This window comes from Pseudomonas sp. C2.3V (genome assembly GCF_058536325.1).
The window spans coordinates 2,665,614-2,683,243 of sequence record NZ_JBZUBN010000001.1; the positions used below are offsets into that span (position 1 = coordinate 2,665,614).

Here is a 17,630-nt window from a genome sequence, read left to right on the forward strand (position 1 = left end):
ACGGAACCCCACTGTTAAGACTAGTTCGATTGGATGCGTGAACGCATCGTTTACTTGGCAATACCACCCAGCTCATTAAGCGTGTGCGGCACGGCTGCCTGAGTCATCCAGTTCCCTGCAAACCCCAACATGAAGTTCTTGGACCAGTCAGCCACCAAAAGAAAATGGGGAAGCAATACGGATTGCTTCCACCAGGGATCCTGCTGTACTGGAGCCAGGCTCAGCAGCCCTACCAGTACCACGATCAACAAGCCGCCACGTGCGGCCCCAAAAGCCATTCCGAGAAAACGGTCAGTACCTGAAAGCCCGGTGACCCGAATCAGCTCTCCCAACAGGAAATTGACCAGAGCACCGACCATCAACGTAGCAATGAATAGCAGCGCGCATGCAGCAATGATACGCCCTGAAGGAATCTGGATATAGTCGTTGAAGTATTGAGACAGCGCACCGCCGAACAGCCATGCTACAGCACCTGCCACTATCCATGTCAGCAATGAAAGCGCTTCCTTTACAAAGCCACGCTTCAAGCTAATCAAACTGGAAATAGCGATAACGCCAATGATCGCCCAATCCGCCCAGGTGAAGCCCACGGTGAGACCCACAACTAAAAAAGGCCCTGCATATTAGCAGAGCCTTTCGATTTGGTTAACCGCGTTCCGGCTGGAAACGCACTACAAAGCCATTTACCTTTTGCTGACGGCTTAACTGGTCACGTAAGCGGTCTGCCTCCCCTCGGTCAACGACAGGACCTACAAACACGCGATTCATCCCATCCACACTGCGTACATACGCATTGTAACCCTGACTGCGCAGCGTGTTTTGCAGCTCATTTGCACGAGCCTTGTTAGACAGGCTGGCTAATTGCACGGACCAGCTTACAGGCAGATCGTTGTTGTCCAGCCGCTTCTCCGGCTGAGCGGCGGGCGCTGGCTGCGTAGACGGAGGCGCCGCTGGTGCAGCCTTGGCCTGGGGTGCCTGCGCTACAGCTGGTGCGCTGGCCTGAGAGGCAGGAGCAGTGGGTTGTGAAGATTGAGCAACTGGCGCATCAGCGTTGGAAATCTCCGGCACGGATGCAATTGGCGCACTGGGTAACGAAGCTGCATTTTCAGGCTTGTCCGGTATCACCTCTGGCGTCTCTACCGGCTTTACAGCTACTTCAGGCATTGCAGGGGCCTGGGGTCGAGGTGCCGGCTCTACAACCACCTGGCGGGTCTCATCCTGACGAGTAAAAAGCATTGGTATGAATACAATGGCCAGGGCAACCAGCACCAAGGCACCAACGATACGCTGCTTGAGCACTCGATCCATTTTTTATTCCCCTTGTGCTTGGCTATGCAACCAGCCTAGCGCCTCTGCCACGCTGTAGAAAGAACCCAATACGATGATTTCATCGTCTTCCGTAGCCATTTCAGCCGCTGCACTTAATGCATTTCTTATAGTGTCGTGACAATGCACGGCCTGCCCCTGATTGCGCAACGCAGCATGTAGCTCTTGCGCAGAACGGCTCCGAGGCGTTGGCAGCTCAGCCACAAACCATTCGCCGATTACTGCAAGCAGTGGGGTAATAACGCCGTGCAAATCCTTGTCAGAAAGCAGGCCAAATACAGCCAGGCGACGCCCGCTGGGTTTGCGTACAGATAATCGCCGAGCCAAATACTCTGCTGCGTGGGGGTTATGCCCCACATCCAGAAGCAAGTGAATTTGCTTGTTATCGATACTTACCTGACGGCGATCCAGCCGCCCTACTACGGCTGTGTCCACAAGAGCCTGGACTATCTTTTCAGGCACCCACTCGATATCTAGCAACACATACGCCTGCAAAGCCAGCGCAGCGTTTTCCATAGGAAGATCAAGGAAAGGGATGCCGGGCAATGTCAACACCTCGCCATCAGCGGCTACGCCCTTCCAAAACCAACTATGGGGCTCCATAAGAAGATCAAAGTCTTTACCCCGGCAAAACAGCGGAGCATTCAGACGCTCCGCCTGCTCCAGCAGTGGAACAGGCGGATCAAGGTCGCCACAGAGGGCAGGTTTTCCCGAACGAAAAATACCCGCCTTTTCAAACGCAACGCTTTCTCGCGTGTTACCGAGCCATTCGGCGTGATCCAACCCAATGCTGGTGACAAGTGCCAAGTCAGCGTCGACCAGATTAACTGCGTCCAGGCGACCGCCAAGCCCAACCTCGAGAATGACCGCATCGAGCTCCGCACGCGCGAACAGCCAGAAGGCAGCAAGCGTGCCCATTTCAAAATACGTTAGCGAGGTGTCTTGACGTGCCGCCTCAACGGCAGCAAATGCCTCACATAACGTCTGATCGTCTACGTCCTGCCCATCAATGGAGACACGCTCGTTATAGCGCAACAGATGCGGCGAACTGTAAACCCCGACACGCAACCCCGAGGCACGTAACAGTCGAGCCAGGAACGCACATGTCGATCCCTTGCCGTTTGTTCCTGTAACCGTAACGACTCGAGGCGCCAGACGCCCCAGCGCAAGTGCCTGAGCCACCTTGCGCGAGCGGTCCAACCCCATGTCAATGGCAGTGGGATGCAGTTGTTCGAGGTAACTCAGCCAATCGGCCAGGGACTTGTTGTTCATCAGGCCGCCGGGCTAGGAACGTTCTGCAGGGTAGCCAGCAACTTGGAGAGACGACTACGCAGCTCAGCGCGCGGCACAATGATATCCACCGCACCATGCTCAAGCAGGAACTCACTGCGCTGGAAACCTTCAGGAAGCTTTTCACGCACAGTCTGTTCAATGACGCGAGGGCCTGCAAATCCGATAAGTGCCTTGGGCTCAGCAACAATCACATCACCCAACATGGCAAGACTTGCCGAAACACCGCCATATACAGGGTCTGTCAAGACGGAGATAAAAGGAATCCCTTCTTCACGCAAGCGCGCCAATACTGCAGATGTCTTGGCCATCTGCATCAGCGATATCAGCGCTTCCTGCATACGAGCCCCACCCGACGCCGAAAAACAGACCAGCGGACAACGCTGTTCCAGAGCCACATTGGCGGCGCGTACAAAGCGCTCACCCACGACCGCGCCCATGGAACCGCCCATGAACGAAAACTCAAATGCGCAGGCCGCCACCGGCATACCCATCAGCGAGCCCTTCATGGCAATCAGGGCATCTTTTTCACCAGTCTCCTTTTGAGCGGCCGTCAGACGATCCTTATATTTCTTACTGTCGCGAAATTTCAGGCGATCAACAGGCTCCAGCTCAGCGCCAAGCTCCTCGCGCCCGTCCGCATCCAAAAAGATGTCCAGACGACGACGAGCATTGATGCGCATATGATGACCACACTTCATGCAGACATCCAGATTCTTTTCCAGCTCCGGGCGGTAAAGCACCGACTCGCAAGAAGGACACTTGTGCCAAAGCCCTTCAGGTACAGAACTGCGTTTCACTTCGGAACGCATGATCGAAGGAATCAGTTTATCTACCAGCCAATTGCTCATGCATTACTCTCCACTTGCATGGGCTCGCATGTATCAAGTCCTGAGCTCGACACACAATCCCTGAGCGAATTATGAATTGATGGTGAACGGAGATTGAACAGCATGTCCAACTCAACGCCACCAGGCTCCACCCTAACGGGCTAGCCCAACCTAAACTCTGCTAGTAATTATCAAGCAGAAAAATCATTGATGACCCGAAACGGTTCGGGCCCGACTTAGCCTGTTGACGGTCTTAATTCAATTGCCGTCACATGGCCTCAGTTGATCCTTTTAATCCTAACCACGCCGTACGGCATCAACGAATGCACGAACCTTTTCGTGATCCTTTATACCCTTGGTTGACTCTACCCCGCCGCTGACATCAACAGCGTAAGGACGCACTCTGGCAATGGCATCGGCTACATTTTCAATCCCAAGCCCACCTGCCAGCACGATAGGCTTGGATAATCCCTGCGGTATTTGCGCCCAGTCAAATGCCTGCCCTGTTCCACCGGGAACACCTTGAACATAGGTATCTAGCAAGATGGCATTTGCACTAGCGTATTCCTGACAACGAGCAGCAATGTCTTCACCCGGCTTCATACGCAGCGCTTTCATGTAGGGTCGACGATACCGCGCACAATCGGCTGCCGTCTCCTCACCATGAAACTGCAACAGATCAAGCGGCAAGGCATCCAGTGTTTCGTCAATCTCACAGCGGGACGCATCGACGAAAAGCCCTACCGTTGTCACGAATGGAGGCAAAGCAGAAATGATGCGCTTGGCCTGGGGGATCGATACGGAACGAGGGCTTTTCCTATAAAAGACGAGCCCGATAGCATCGGCGCCCGCATGAGCGGCGGCCAATGCATCCTCGACGCATGTGATTCCACAGATTTTCACACGGACCGCTGACACGTCTTTTTACCCGGACTGAAAAATCAGACGATGGTATCAGAAGGCGGAGGCTTAGTCAGTTCGCCATATCAGGGAGAGCCGACAGGAAATGCGGCCCCAGGTAGCGCTCAGGCAAATCAAACTCTTCAGGGTATTCGACCCTGACCAGATAGAGGCCATAGGGATGCGCCGTCACGCCTCCCGCTTTACGATCGCAGGCGTCCAGCACTTGAGCAGCCCACTCGACAGGCCGCTCGCCTGCGCCAATCGTCATCAATACGCCTGCTATGTTCCGCACCATATGGTGCAAGAAAGCATTGGCCCTGATATCGAGCACAATAAAGCAGCCGAACACCTGTACATGCAGATGATGAACAGTCTTGATGGGAGATTTGGCCTGGCACTGTTGCGCACGGAACGATGTAAAATCATGCGTCCCAACCAAAAGGGCCGCAGCACTTCGCATTCGCTCAACATCTAGCGGACGGTGATTCCAGGTAACTTGCTCGGCCAGATGAGCAGGTCGAATAGGATCGTTGTAAATCACGTAGCGGTATCGACGCGCGACGGCTGAAAAACGCGCATTAAAATGATGAGGCATGGGCTTGGCCCACGCTACGCTAATATCCTTAGGCAGATTGGCATTTGCCCCTAGTACCCAGGCATGAAGCGGACGATCAACCGCCGTATCAAAATGCACGACCTGACCGCTGGCATGCACAGCCGCATCGGTACGACCCGCACAGGAAACCGTCACAGGCTGAGCTGCCACCCGGCTTAAGGCTTTCTCAAGGGCTTCCTGCACAGATATCACACCAGCCTGCTGCCTTTGCCAGCCGCGGTAGCGAGCCCCCATGTACTCTACACCAAGGGCTATTCTTGAAACGCCAACGGCAGCCTCCTCGGCTGCCGCTGTGTTAACACTTTCAGTCATATTCAACTCAATTGGGCCAACATCTCGCGAGCCTCATTACGCTGGGCATCACTACCTTCGGCCAGAATCTCATCAAGGATATCTCTAGCCCCATCCGCGTCGCCCATATCGATATAGGCTCGGGCCAGATCAAGCTTGGTTGCCGTCTCATCTTCACCCGAAAGGAAGTCGAAATCGTCATCAAGACCTGAACCACTCTCTGCAGAAAAACTGCCGAAGTCAGTACTGGCTTCGTCTTTGCGCTCCTCAGCTACAGCCTCTTCCCTCAAATCAGGACTGCTCTGCTCCAGATCAGCATTGGCGCGCTGAAGCTCAGCTTCGAAGCTGTGTGCTTGTGGATCAGCCGCTTCAGGCGTTTCACGCTCAGCAATAGGCTCTGGCTCTGCACCTGGCTCGTCAATGGAAAGATCGAAGTCATCCGACAGATCATTCACGTCCGAAGGCTTCGTTTCATTATCTGGCAGATCGAGACTGAAGTCATCCTCAGGAGCGTGAACCGAAGGCTCGCTAAAGGCCACCGGCTCAGCGTTGCGATCCGACTCGTCCAGATCCAGAGAGAACTCGTCATTTAACGCCGTATGCTCGGGTGCTACCGGACGCTCCGAATCACTCGACAGATCGAAGTCAAAGTCAAAATCGTCATCCTTGGCAGTCTGAGCAGTGGTTTCTTCTGCGGTAAAATCGAATGTATTCGTATCTTCGCGCACCACCGCTGGCTCTTCAGTGTCATCCAGCTTGAAGTCATCGAAATTCAGATCGAAATCGTCATCGAGCTTCTCAGTAGTCTCGGGCTCATCAAGGCGATGCTCCTCGGACTCACTGACCTCGTGCGCAGCAGCCAGCGCTGCCGCACCCAAGACTGTTGCAGCCGCCGCGGCAGCCATGGCAGGGTAACGGGACTTGAGCTGCTCGACTTCCGGCTGGGATCCACCAATTTCACGCAACTCATTTTCCTGGCGAATGAAGCCCTCACGGTCGCCCATCTCGGCATACACTTCCATGAGCTTCAAACGCAAGTCAGCGCGATGCGGCTCCTCATCGCTGGCTTTTTGCAGAACATCAGCAGCCTGATTGAAGCGCCCATAGGCCATATAGATATCAGCCTGACCTAGCGCGTCAGACGGCTGCTTGGCATCGGTGTTCTGATTATCCAGATTGCTTTCGGACAGGTCACTTATATCCAAGCCGTCCAGACTGCTTTCATGAATATCGGGATCGACACGATAGGCACCAATGGACTGCTCCTCTTCCAAGGCGGCCTCACGCTCGGCTTCACGCATGGCGTTGCGGCGAGAGATGACCATCAGAAGAACCAGCAGCGCCAACAGCGCACTGCCACCAATTACACCCAACCAGAGGGTGTTCCCAAATATCTGATCAAGGAAACTGGCGGGCTCTTCGGCAACAGGTTTAACAGGCTGAGCCGGAGCTGCAGTGGCGGGCATGGCAGGCGTAGTAGCCGAAGGCGCCGCGGGTGTTTCGGCCGGCACTTCTGGAGCACTGGCCGAATCGGGTGCAGTATCCTCTGGCGTAGCGGGAGGCGCTGCTTCAGCCTGTTCAGGCGCGCTTTGATCAGCCGTAGGTTGAGCAGGCTCACCCTCTGGCGTTGTGGCCGGCGGAGTGATTACCGGAGCCGACGCCTCAGGGGATTCTGGAGCAACACCCTGATTGGCAGCCGAAGCCTGCAGCTGAGCTAGCTGGGCATCCTTGAGTTGCATCAGCTTTTGCAACTTGTCCAGCTGACTTTGCAAATCGCTCATGCGACTCTTGAGTTCTTCGTTTTCGCGACGAGTCGAATCCAGACTTTCTTGCGTCACGGCCAGCTTGTCTGCCAGCGCCTGGTTATTACCGCTATTTCCCTGGTCGCTACCAGAGGCTGATTTGCCCTGCTGACCGGAAAGCAGGCGCAGATTGTCCTGCTGCTCGGCCGCCCCCGGTGCACTCTCCGGGCCTTGCCTGTTGGTAGCATCAAGTTGTCGAGGCGAACCTGGCACGTTGGCGGCATCAGCGGCCTGCAGACCACCACGCCAGGCTCGGTTCTGAGCAGCCACTTCTTCCAATGCTTGGCGCTGGGAACGCACTCTGATCTGCTCATCATTGGGGAGACGAAGAACCTGCCCACTCTTCATCAAATTGATGTTATTGCTCAAAAACGCACTAGGGTTACGATCCTGGATAGCCAGCATCATCTGGTGTACAGAGACGTTGTCGTTGGGACGAGTACGGTCTGCCACTTCCCACAGGGTATCTTTCGGGCTGGTCGTGTACTCACCATTCATGGTGACAGGCACACCCGCTGCACCTGAAGGTACCGGGGTTGCCGCTGGACGCGCAGGTCTTGATGGTGCAGGCGCCGTAACAGGCGCTACGGGTGCTGCCGCCGTTTGAGGCGTGTAAAGCGGTGGGTCCAGTAGAACGGTGTACTCGCGAAGCACGCGACCGCTTGGCCAGCTCACTTCCAGCAGGAAGTTCAAGTAGGGCTCACGTACCGGCTTGGATGACGTAATACGAATAACACTACGCCCGTCCGCTCGGACTTCAGGCGTAAATTTAAGATCGGTCAGAAAATAGTTTCTATCGACGCCGGCTTTACTGAAGTCTTCAGGGGAAGCCAGAACGGGGCGCAATTCTTCTGCTGAAAGGTCGCGAACATCCTTGAGGTCAATGACCGCATTGAATGGCTGATTCAGTGATGAATTCAGATGAATATCACCGAGGCCAAGGCCATACGTCGCTCCTGACGCAAAGGCGGATGCCGCCGCGATTGCTAGCACTAATTTTCGAACCCGAACCATAGCTTTCCCTTATGATTTCTGTCGGCAGCAGATTTGCTTACCTAGGTACCGTTCAAGATGACCGGCCAGTTTGAACGGTACGCCTAGCCAATTATTTACTGATAAGTCTGCCCTAACTTAAATCAGTATCTTTTACAGATAATGTTTTATCAATAATTCAGCCGTTTGCACGGCATTAAGCGCAGCCGCCTTTCGAACATTATCTGAAACGACCCACATTTCAATCAGATGTGGATCTTCTGGATTATGTCTGACGCGCCCAATCAATATTTCATCACGTCCGATCGCATCATCCACGACCGTTGGATATTCTTCTGCATCAAACAATTCCAAGCCTTCATGCTTAGAATAGGCCAAATTCAGATCTTTTATAGCCAAAATATCACGTGTTTTAACGGTTATCGAAAGACTATCGCCAAAGAACACTGGCACTTGAATACAACTGACCGCCAATGTTCCGAGACTGTTGCCCAACACTTCTTTACACTCGCCCATGACTCTATGCTCAATCGCAGTATAGCCATCTGACTGAGGTTCACCGGTCTGTGCTAGCACATTGAATGCCAACTGCTTGCCAAATACCTTTGGTTCCAGTGGACGCGCATTCAGCAGCTCGGTTGTTTGCCGCGCCAACTCTCGAACACCGGCCCTACCCCGACTAGAGGCAGCGAGACAAGCGGTAACAGTTGCCTGCTCAATAGCACTTTGATGGCAAATGGGAGCCAGTGTACTGATGAGTACTGCGGCAGGTGCACTCGGCACTGACAGCAGACAAGGCCTTTGCTGCTGGCCAATGAGTTCGCTGCTAACGTCCGGCATTACACGCGGCGAACGTAAGCTATCCAAAGAGCCAGTCAGGTCAATAACCGAGCATCCCGCCTCGAACGCTTTTTCTGCCAACGTCCCGGCCGATACCGTATCAGCTGCCATAAAGGCCAGTTGAGCCTTGCCAAAATCAAAGTCATCAGCTGCCGTTATGCGCAGGTTTCTGCCGCGAAAGGCAATAGACTGACCAACAGAGTCAGCTGACGCTACCAAATAAAGGTGGACGAGCGGGAAATCACGCTCCTCCAGCAATGTCACGATAGCTTCGCCAACGTTGCCTGTTGCACCAACGACAACGACCGAAAGGGATGTGTTCATGTGCAGGGGCCCAAAATGAAAAAAGGCGGCACTGTAGCGGCCGCCTTTAAGACTTTCAATTGCCGTGAATCATGGAGAAGCATGATCTCAACGGAATGAGGAGTAATACATCAACGCTCAAGCAAAATACGCAGCATACGGCGCAGCGGCTCAGCCGCTCCCCATAGCAACTGATCGCCGACAGTGAATGCGCCCAGGTATTGGGAGCCCATGTTCAGCTTACGCAGACGACCTACCGGCACGTTAAGCGTGCCTGTTACCGCAGCAGGGGTCAGCTCACGCATGCTGGCTTCACGGTGGTTCGGCACCAGCTTGACCCATGGATTGTGCTGACTGATCAGACCTTCGATATCGGAAATCGGCACGTCTTTGTTAAGTTTGAGGGTCAATGCCTGGCTGTGGCAACGCATGGCGCCCACGCGGACACAGATACCATCGACAGGAATCGGGTTTTTGAAGCGGGCCAAGATCTTGTTCGTCTCCGCTTGCGCTTTCCATTCCTCTCGGCTCTGTCCATTAGGCAGCTCCTTGTCAATCCAGGGAATAAGGCTCCCTGCAAGCGGCACACCGAACTGCTCTACCGGGAAAGACTCGCCCCGTAGCGTTTCGGCCACCTTACGATCAATATCCAGAATCGCACTGGCAGGATCTGCCAGATCGTCAGCAACGCTTGCATGCGTCGCACCCATCTGGCGAATCAGCTCACGCATGTTTTGAGCACCGGCACCTGACGCTGCCTGATAGGTCATTGCGCTCATCCACTCAACCAGGCCAGCCTCGAACAGCCCGCCCAGAGACATCAACATCAGGCTAACGGTGCAATTGCCACCGATGTAGTTCTTGGTGCCCTCGTTAAGCGCCTGGTCGATCACTCGACGGTTTACGGGATCTAGAACGATTACGGCATCGTCATGCATACGCAAGGTAGACGCAGCGTCAATCCAGTAACCGTTCCAACCGGCTTCCCGCAGCTTCGGGAAAACTTCGCTGGTGTAATCGCCGCCCTGGCACGTGATGATGACGTCCAGGCCCTTGAGTTCGTCAATGCTGTAGGCATCTTTCAGCGGAGCGATATCTTTTCCAATGGAAGGACCTTCGCCCCCTACATTGGAGGTGGTAAAGAACACCGGCTCGATCAAGTCGAAATCACGTTCATCCAGCATACGCTGCATGAGCACGGATCCCACCATACCGCGCCATCCGATTAAACCTACACGCTTCATTGCTACTGCACCTTTTTGGAAGTGGCGGCCGGAAGCGCTCCGGCCGGCCGTACAGATTACTCACTTGCGAGCGCCGCGACTACTGCCTCGCCCATTTCGCGAGTACCTACTTTTTGACAGCCCGCTGACCAGATATCACCTGTACGCAACTTTTGGTCCAGAACACGGCTTACCGCCTGCTCAATCGCCTCAGCGGCTTTTGATTGATTGAAGCTGTAGCGGAGCATCATGGAAACGGAAAGAATCGTAGCCAGCGGATTGGCAATGCCCTGGCCGGCGATATCCGGCGCCGAACCATGACAGGGCTCGTACATACCTTTGTTGTTGGCATCCAGCGAAGCGGAAGGCAGCATGCCAATCGAACCGGTCAGCATTGAGGCCTCATCCGACAGAATGTCGCCAAACATGTTGTCCGTCACCATTACATCGAACTGCTTGGGCGCGCGCACCAACTGCATGGCCGCATTATCGACATACATATGACTTAGCTCGACATCGGGATAATCCTTGGCGACCTCTTCCACAACCTCTCGCCATAGCTGACTGGACTCCATGACGTTAGCCTTGTCTACCGAGCAGAGTTTCCTGCCGCGGACACGAGCCATTTCAAAACCGACACGTGCGATCCGGCGAATTTCGCTTTCGCTGTAGGGAAGCGTATTAAAACCCTCACGCTCACCGTTATCGAGCGTGCGGATACCGCGAGGGCCACCAAAGTAGATCCCGCCGGTCAGCTCGCGCACGATCAGGATGTCCAGACCTGACACCACTTCTGGCTTGAGGGTAGAGGCCTCCGCCAATTGCGGATAGAGAATGGCCGGACGCAGATTGGCAAACAGACCTAGCGCAGAACGAATCTTGAGCAAACCCTTTTCAGGACGAATTGCACGATCAAGCTTGTCCCACTTGGGACCACCCACCGCACCCAGCAGAACAGCATCTGCTGCCTGAGCCTTTTCAAGCGTCTCATCAGCCAACGGAACGCCATGCTTGTCGATGGCTGCACCGCCGATCACATCTTCGGTCAGCTCGAAATCCAATGCGAACATGTCGTTGACGCGATTCAGAACCTTAACAGCCTCAGCCATGATTTCAGGGCCAATGCCATCGCCTGGCAGAATGAGGATCTGTTTGCTCATTGTTATCTCACTTATCCATGGAAAAGTAGAGGTGGTGCAAGGGCACCACCCAGATCATATAGGCTGGGCCCAAAGGACCATCACATCGACGGTAAAGGAGCCGTCCTTGTCAATTTCAAAATAATGACGGACTTCCTGACCAATCCGGCCTTGTACTGTGCGTATGGCCTGACGCATGGGCTCAGGCGTATTCATCCGCTCGGCCCACTCCAGGAAGTTCAAGCGCAGCCGCTGGCGAACACAGCGGGTTACTCCCAGACGAGCAACACCCAGCATCTGGAGCCACTCAGCCATGGAGTAGTCTCTGACGTGACTGTTATCACGCAGGATTTCTACGGTCTGAAGATAAGTATCAAGACGGGGGTTGGCAGGCGAGATGACATCCACAAACGCAGCCTGACCATTGAAACGCAGCACACGCCGTACCTCGCTCAGAGCTGAGCCGATGTCACGCCAATGATGCGCGGAATACCGACTAAGAACGAAATCAAAGCTGGCATCCCCAAACGGCAGACGCTCAGCCATCCCGGGTTGCACACTGATATTGTCGATGCCACGCTCATTGGCCGTACGCTTGACGATGGCTAGCATCTCTTCTGACAGATCCAATGCCACCACCGAGCCCGCCACAGGCGCAATGTTGTAGCTGACATGGCCGGCCCCACACCCTAGATCCAGAACCTTTGCCTGCTCGCGTTTGGCTACCTGCTCCCGCATCTCCTGCAGTTCAGAGCCTTGAGCATGGACGTTACTCCCTAGGTACGACTCAGCCATCGTACCGAATTGGGATTGGACAATTTGTTCGTGATCACCAGCCATGTTGCCTACCTCATGCGTTTTGAAACAACCAGGGATTGGCCTGTTGGTATGTCTTTTCGAATGCCCTGACGGCATCCGCATCCTGCAGGGTCAGACCAATGTCATCCAACCCATTAAGCAAACAGTGCTTGCGGAACGCGTCGATTTCGAAGGGAATGGCTTTGCCATCAGGACGTTTCACAACCTGCGAGGCCAAATCGATTTCAAGGGTATACCCTTCTGTCGACTCAACCTGAGCAAAGAGTTCACTCACTTCCTGCTCTGGCAGGACGATTGGTAATAAACCGTTTTTGAAACTGTTGTTGAAAAAGATGTCAGCAAAGCTCGGAGCAATCACAGCGCGAAAGCCGTATCCATCCAGCGCCCAAGGCGCGTGTTCACGGGATGATCCACATCCGAAATTTTCCCGCGCCAGGAGAATGCTGGCTCCCTGGTAACGGGACTGATTAAGCACGAAATCCGGATTGAGTGGACGCTGGCTATTGTCCTGCCCAGGTTGCCCTACATCCAGATAACGCCACTCATCAAACAGGTTGGGGCCAAAGCCGGTCCGCTTGATAGATTTCAGAAACTGCTTAGGGATGATCTGATCCGTATCGACATTGGCGCGATCCAGTGGAGCAACCACGCCTGTATGCTGAGTAAATGCCTGCATGAGATACTCCTTAAACGCGGCCGAATTCACGAACGTCAACGAAATGCCCTGCAATCGCTGCCGCAGCGGCCATGGCGGGACTTACCAGATGCGTACGACCACCGGCACCCTGACGCCCTTCGAAGTTGCGGTTGGATGTGGATGCGCAGTGCTCACCGCTTTCAAGGCGATCCGCGTTCATTGCCAGGCACATTGAGCAGCCCGGCTCACGCCATTCGAAACCTGCGTCGATAAAGACCTTATCCAGACCTTCCTTTTCAGCCTGGGCCTTTACCAGGCCAGACCCAGGCACCACCAGCGCCTGCTTGATGGAACTCGCCACCTTACGGCCTTTGGCGACAGCCGCCGCGGCGCGAAGGTCTTCAATGCGAGAGTTGGTACAGGAGCCAATGAATACTCGATCCAGACGGATATCAGTAATAGGCTGACTGGCCTGCAATCCCATGTATTTCAATGCGCGCTCAATAGAGCCACGCTTCACGGCGTCTCGCTCCTGGGCCGGATCAGGAACGGCTTGGTCTACCGCAACCACCATTTCAGGGGAAGTCCCCCAGCTAACCTGAGGCTTGATCTTGGTCGCGTCCAATTCGATGACGGTATCAAAGACAGCATCTTCATCAGAGACCAGCCCGCGCCATACCGCTACGGCTTGCTCCCAATACTCGGGCGCAGGGGCAAAAGGGCGTCCTTTTACGTAATCGATCGTGGTCTGATCGACCGCCACCATACCTACGCGTGCGCCCGCCTCAATTGACATGTTGCAGATCGTCATTCGGCCTTCCATCGACAAGGCGCGAATGGCACTGCCTGCAAACTCGATAGCGTGCCCATTACCTCCCGCCGTACCGATCTTGCCGATCACAGCCAGAATGATGTCTTTGGCGGTTACGCCGAAAGGTAATTCACCCTCGACGCGTACCAACATGTTTTTCATTTTCTTCGCGACCAGGCACTGGGTCGCAAGTACGTGCTCAACCTCGGACGTCCCGATACCATGAGCCAAGGCCCCAAGCGCACCGTTGGTGGACGTATGAGAGTCACCACATACCACAGTCATGCCGGGCAGGATGGCGCCCTGCTCTGGGCCTATGACATGCACGATGCCCTGGCGCACGTCATTCATCTTGAATTGAGTAATACCGAAGTCATCGCAGTTTTCGTCGAGCGTACGAACCTGAATGCGAGACGTCTCATCCTTGATGGAAGCAATACCTTCCTTACGATCCGGCGTGGTTGGCACGTTGTGGTCTGGCGTTGCCAGATTGGCGCCTAGACGCCAAGGCTTGCGCCCAGCCAACCGCAGGCCTTCGAATGCCTGAGGTGAGGTCACCTCATGAATGATATGACGATCAATGTACAGCAGTGCCGAACCATCATCGCGCTGCTTGACCAAGTGCATATCCCAGAGCTTGTCGTAAAGGGTCTTGCCAGCCATCACTAACGTCCTCATCGGCGTGTTTCTATGCCCTTAGGGCTTGTAATGTGATCCTAACGCTTGATGCTCTCATAAAACAAATTCATAATTTTCATGATCCGCATAACCATCAGGAATCCATCTTTTGGATCTGAATAACCTCAATGCGTTTATAGCAGTTGCTGAGAGTGGAAGTTTTTCCGAGGCAGGCGAACGGCTGCATTTGACACAACCTGCCGTCAGCAAACGAATTGCCAGCCTTGAACAGCAATTGGAAACACGTCTCTTCGATCGTATTGGGCGGGAAATCAGCCTAACCGAATCAGGCCGAGCGCTTTTGCCCAGGGCCTACCAAGTAAAAGACGCCTTGGCTGACACGCGAAGAGCACTGGCCAATCTCAATGGAGAGATTGCCGGCAAATTAATTTTAGCCACTAGTCATCACATCGGATTACATCGGCTACCGCCGGTACTCAGGACCTTTACACGCCTATACCCAAAAGTTTCTCTGGATATTCGCTTTCTTGACTCAGAAGCGGCATATGAGGAAGTGCTACAGGGGCGTGTGGAGCTTGGCATTATCACCTTGGCGCCAGAAGCATCGCCGCTTATCCAGGCCTCACCTGTCTGGGATGACCCCCTCGATTTTGTCGCAGCGCCTGAGCACCCCCTGGCCATGTCAGAGCAAATCAGCCTGGCTGACGTTGCTGCGCACCCTGCCGTTTTCCCAGGCGGAAATACCTTTACCCATCACATCGTGCGGGGCTTGTTCGAGGCGCAGCAGCTCATACCCAACATTGCAATGAGCACAAATTATCTGGAGACCATTAAAATGATGGTCTCCATCGGCATTGCCTGGAGCGTTCTTCCACGGACAATGCTTGATGAACAGGTCGTGAGTCTCCCCTTGCCCGGAATACACCTCAAGCGTCGCCTGGGCTATATCGCTCACACAGAACGAACGCATTCCAATGCAGCCAAGGCCTTTATGAAGCTATTGAGCGATTTCCATGCATGAATAAAAAAGGGGCCGCACATGGCGCCCCCTTTTCTACTGTTTGATGGCCGCTGTACTTAGGCACTCTGACCTTCCAGCGCAGGCTTTTCATCGGCACTCAACTGGCCATTGATAGCGATGCGCTTGGGCTTGGCCTCTTCCGGTACGTCACGTACCAGATCGATGTTGAGCAAGCCATTCTTCAAGCTCGCGCCCTTCACCTCAATGTGATCAGCCAGGCGGAAGGACAGCTTGAAGGCACGCTGGGCGATGCCCTGGTGCAAATAGGTCACGCTGTCGGCGCTCTTCTCACGGCGGCCGCTCTTCACGGTCAACACGCCCCGCTCTACTTCAAGCTCAAGGTCGTCTTCGGCAAGGCCGGCAGCCGCAATCACGATGCGATAGCGATCGTCGCCATGCTTTTCTACGTTATAGGGTGGGTAGGAGCTGCCCGACTCGTTGCGCAGCGCGGATTCGAACAGGTCATTGAAGCGGTCAAATCCAACGGAATGGCGGAACAAGAGAGAATGCAGTGTTCATATAGGGAATCTCCTGAGTCATCAGCAAGTTTCAACGCAAGGCCCGACTTCGGCGCCCTGCAGGATTCCATATAGGAACCCGCTCGCTTTTTTCAAGTGGTACGCCCGATGAACGGTAACTGAACTGGACTATGCAACCGAAGGAATTGAGGGCTGCAAGCCAAGCAGCGTATCGATCCGCTCGCATTCTGTCTCACGGCGTATTTCGCCAAACAACGTCAGCGCCTCCTCATAATTACGGGAAAGCATACCCAACCACTGCTTGAAACGTCCCGGCGCATAGCGTGGCGCCATCTTCTGGCGCGCTTTGAGCCAGAAGATCTGTAGCAGCGCGAATAGCTCTTCCCACTGCATAGGCTCAACATGCTCACCCTTGACGCTGGCCGCTATCTGTCGCGCCAGGTCAGGCCGGGAAACCAATCCACGCCCCAACATGACCTCTGCGATACCGCACACCTCACGGCACCGCCAGTAATCCTCCAGCGTCCAGATCTCGCCGTTAGCCAGTACAGGAACGTCGACGACTTCCGCAACCCTGGCAATCCACTCCCAGTGAGCGGGCGGTTTATAGCCATCTTTTTTGGTACGAGCATGCACAACCAACTGTTGCGCCCCGCCAGAAACCAACGCTTGAGCGCACTCCAGCGCGCCTTCAGGGCTGTCATAGCCCAACCGCATCTTGGCTGTCACCGGGATAGACGAAGGCACGGCACGACGAACATGCGAGACAATCGAGTGCAACAGCTCTGGCTCGTTAAGGAGAATGGCACCGCCCTTGGAGTTGTTAACAGTCTTGGCAGGACAACCAAAATTCAGATCAATGACCGGAGCACCCAGCGTACAGGCGTACGCCGCATTCTCTGCCAGACAGACAGGATCCGACCCTAGGAACTGGACTCGCATGGGTACTCCCGCTCGCGTCATCGAGCCGCTTGCCAATTCCGGAGCGTATTTTTCATACGTTGCTAGAGGCAATAGCCGGTTGGTAATGCGAATAAACTCCGTGACACACCAGTCGATGCCACCTACCTGCGTTAGCAGATCGCGCAGAATCTCATCAACCAGCCCCTCCATGGGCGCCAAAGCGATTTGCATGTAGACCTCTGGAACACTTAAAGCGAATCAGGCAGCGCCTGACCGTAACCCTGAATGAAAGCCTCAGGCATACGCCGCGGCTTACCTGAAGAGAGCTCTATACATACGAAAGTCGTGACTGCACGCAGCAAGGTCATACCATCGGACGGGCGCACCAGTTGAAAACGACGTGTCATACGTAGCCGCCTGTCCCAATCAGTCAGCCATGTTCCCAGCAGCAACTGATCACCTTCGAAAGCACTTGCGAGATAGTCGATCTCGTGCCGAACTACCGCCATGGCGCGGTCCAACCGGTGAAACTCGTCAACACCAAGTCCTAAGCTATCTGAATGCTGCCAGGCACACTGTTCTAGCCAGGCGACGTAAACAGCATTATTGGCATGCCCAAGCGCATCGATGTCAGTCATTGATACCTGCAACGATATGACGAACGGATTTTCAAGTTCCCAGTTCATATAGCCTCGCCGGAACATGTCTGCGTAAGTTTTTCAGGGCACAAAAACAAAGGGCTTGCATTTCTGCAAGCCCTTTGGG

General features: G+C 54.5%; 17 protein-coding genes. 1 reads left to right on the forward strand and 16 read right to left on the reverse strand.

All coding sequences use genetic code 11. The annotated features are described in order from the left end of the window. Nucleotides 1-50 precede the first annotated feature (50 nt). From AC4LF3_RS12665 to leuC, 13 genes are all read right to left on the reverse strand, one after another. On the reverse strand, nt 51-590 hold the full coding sequence (locus AC4LF3_RS12665) for a CvpA family protein (RefSeq protein WP_037030388.1): 540 nt from the start codon (nt 588-590) through the stop codon (nt 51-53). A 55-nt stretch (nt 591-645) separates the two neighbouring features. Further along, entirely contained in the window at nt 646-1,308 is a 663-nt protein-coding gene (locus tag AC4LF3_RS12670; RefSeq protein WP_125888281.1) for an SPOR domain-containing protein, read from the reverse strand. Between the two features lie 3 nt (nt 1,309-1,311). Next, nucleotides 1,312-2,598: a bifunctional tetrahydrofolate synthase/dihydrofolate synthase gene (gene folC, locus AC4LF3_RS12675; RefSeq protein WP_491835416.1), complete on the reverse strand. Its 1,287-nt coding sequence runs from the start codon at nt 2,596-2,598 to the stop codon at nt 1,312-1,314. Next, nucleotides 2,598-3,467: an acetyl-CoA carboxylase, carboxyltransferase subunit beta gene (gene accD, locus AC4LF3_RS12680; protein ID WP_010794939.1), complete on the reverse strand. Its 870-nt coding sequence runs from the start codon at nt 3,465-3,467 to the stop codon at nt 2,598-2,600. The genes folC and accD overlap by 1 nt, the downstream gene beginning before the upstream one ends. 276 nt (nt 3,468-3,743) lie before the next feature. Then, nucleotides 3,744-4,364, reverse strand: coding sequence for a phosphoribosylanthranilate isomerase (locus tag AC4LF3_RS12685; protein ID WP_125888279.1), 621 nt, complete (start codon nt 4,362-4,364; stop codon nt 3,744-3,746). Between the two features lie 55 nt (nt 4,365-4,419). Further along, nucleotides 4,420-5,277 (reverse strand): tRNA pseudouridine(38-40) synthase TruA, encoded by an 858-nt coding sequence (gene truA / locus AC4LF3_RS12690; protein ID WP_019365761.1) that lies wholly within the window; start codon nt 5,275-5,277, stop codon nt 4,420-4,422. A gap of 2 nt (nt 5,278-5,279) precedes the next feature. Then, a complete protein-coding gene (locus AC4LF3_RS12695) occupies nt 5,280-8,072 on the reverse strand; it encodes a motility hub landmark protein FimV (protein ID WP_491835417.1) in 2,793 nt (930 codons plus the stop codon). A gap of 132 nt (nt 8,073-8,204) precedes the next feature. Next, a complete protein-coding gene (locus AC4LF3_RS12700; protein ID WP_434154592.1) occupies nt 8,205-9,215 on the reverse strand; it encodes an aspartate-semialdehyde dehydrogenase in 1,011 nt (336 codons plus the stop codon). 110 nt (nt 9,216-9,325) lie between these two features. Next, nucleotides 9,326-10,438, reverse strand: a complete 1,113-nt coding sequence (gene asd / locus AC4LF3_RS12705; RefSeq protein WP_434154591.1) for an aspartate-semialdehyde dehydrogenase — start codon at nt 10,436-10,438, stop codon at nt 9,326-9,328. Nucleotides 10,439-10,494: 56 nt separating this feature from the next. Next, entirely contained in the window at nt 10,495-11,577 is a 1,083-nt protein-coding gene (gene leuB / locus AC4LF3_RS12710) for a 3-isopropylmalate dehydrogenase (protein WP_434154589.1), read from the reverse strand. Between the two features lie 54 nt (nt 11,578-11,631). Beyond that, complete coding sequence (locus AC4LF3_RS12715; protein WP_010794946.1) at nt 11,632-12,396, reverse strand: class I SAM-dependent methyltransferase; 765 nt, start codon at nt 12,394-12,396, stop codon at nt 11,632-11,634. A 10-nt stretch (nt 12,397-12,406) separates the two neighbouring features. Further along, nucleotides 12,407-13,051, reverse strand: a complete 645-nt coding sequence (leuD, locus tag AC4LF3_RS12720) for a 3-isopropylmalate dehydratase small subunit (protein WP_010794947.1) — start codon at nt 13,049-13,051, stop codon at nt 12,407-12,409. 10 nt (nt 13,052-13,061) lie between these two features. After that, nucleotides 13,062-14,486: a 3-isopropylmalate dehydratase large subunit gene (gene leuC, locus AC4LF3_RS12725; protein ID WP_019365757.1), complete on the reverse strand. Its 1,425-nt coding sequence runs from the start codon at nt 14,484-14,486 to the stop codon at nt 13,062-13,064. Between the two features lie 124 nt (nt 14,487-14,610). Between leuC and AC4LF3_RS12730 the strand changes: the two genes are divergently transcribed. Beyond that, nucleotides 14,611-15,483 carry a LysR family transcriptional regulator gene (locus AC4LF3_RS12730; RefSeq protein ID WP_312272004.1) on the forward strand — a complete coding sequence of 291 codons (873 nt, stop codon included), beginning with the start codon at nt 14,611-14,613 and terminating at the stop codon, nt 15,481-15,483. 56 nt (nt 15,484-15,539) lie between these two features. Here AC4LF3_RS12730 and AC4LF3_RS12735 read toward each other — a convergent pair whose 3' ends face one another. The 3 genes from AC4LF3_RS12735 to AC4LF3_RS12745 all read right to left on the reverse strand — a co-directional run bounded on the left by AC4LF3_RS12735 (nt 15,540) and on the right by AC4LF3_RS12745 (nt 17,551). Then, nucleotides 15,540-15,983: an Hsp20 family protein gene (locus AC4LF3_RS12735; RefSeq protein WP_491835418.1), complete on the reverse strand. Its 444-nt coding sequence runs from the start codon at nt 15,981-15,983 to the stop codon at nt 15,540-15,542. Nucleotides 15,984-16,130: 147 nt separating this feature from the next. Beyond that, nucleotides 16,131-17,096 carry a tRNA dihydrouridine synthase gene (locus tag AC4LF3_RS12740; protein ID WP_010794951.1) on the reverse strand — a complete coding sequence of 322 codons (966 nt, stop codon included), beginning with the start codon at nt 17,094-17,096 and terminating at the stop codon, nt 16,131-16,133. Nucleotides 17,097-17,113: 17 nt separating this feature from the next. After that, nucleotides 17,114-17,551, reverse strand: a complete 438-nt coding sequence (locus tag AC4LF3_RS12745) for an acyl-CoA thioesterase (RefSeq protein ID WP_491835419.1) — start codon at nt 17,549-17,551, stop codon at nt 17,114-17,116. Between the last annotated feature and the right edge of the window lie 79 nt (nt 17,552-17,630).

Coding starts and splice junctions, on each gene's coding strand:
- AC4LF3_RS12670 (WP_125888281.1), bottom strand. CDS start 1,308: ATGGATCGAGTGCTCAAGCAGCGTATCGTTGGTGCCTTGGTGCTGGTT.
- folC (WP_491835416.1), bottom strand. CDS start 2,598: ATGAACAACAAGTCCCTGGCCGATTGGCTGAGTTACCTCGAACAACTG.
- accD (WP_010794939.1), bottom strand. CDS start 3,467: ATGAGCAATTGGCTGGTAGATAAACTGATTCCTTCGATCATGCGTTCC.
- truA (WP_019365761.1), bottom strand. CDS start 5,277: ATGACTGAAAGTGTTAACACAGCGGCAGCCGAGGAGGCTGCCGTTGGC.
- AC4LF3_RS12695 (WP_491835417.1), bottom strand. CDS start 8,072: ATGGTTCGGGTTCGAAAATTAGTGCTAGCAATCGCGGCGGCATCCGCC.
- AC4LF3_RS12700 (WP_434154592.1), bottom strand. CDS start 9,215: ATGAACACATCCCTTTCGGTCGTTGTCGTTGGTGCAACAGGCAACGTT.
- asd (WP_434154591.1), bottom strand. CDS start 10,438: ATGAAGCGTGTAGGTTTAATCGGATGGCGCGGTATGGTGGGATCCGTG.
- leuB (WP_434154589.1), bottom strand. CDS start 11,577: ATGAGCAAACAGATCCTCATTCTGCCAGGCGATGGCATTGGCCCTGAA.
- AC4LF3_RS12715 (WP_010794946.1), bottom strand. CDS start 12,396: ATGGCTGGTGATCACGAACAAATTGTCCAATCCCAATTCGGTACGATG.
- leuD (WP_010794947.1), bottom strand. CDS start 13,051: ATGCAGGCATTTACTCAGCATACAGGCGTGGTTGCTCCACTGGATCGC.
- leuC (WP_019365757.1), bottom strand. CDS start 14,486: ATGGCTGGCAAGACCCTTTACGACAAGCTCTGGGATATGCACTTGGTC.
- AC4LF3_RS12740 (WP_010794951.1), bottom strand. CDS start 17,096: ATGCAAATCGCTTTGGCGCCCATGGAGGGGCTGGTTGATGAGATTCTG.
- AC4LF3_RS12745 (WP_491835419.1), bottom strand. CDS start 17,551: ATGAACTGGGAACTTGAAAATCCGTTCGTCATATCGTTGCAGGTATCA.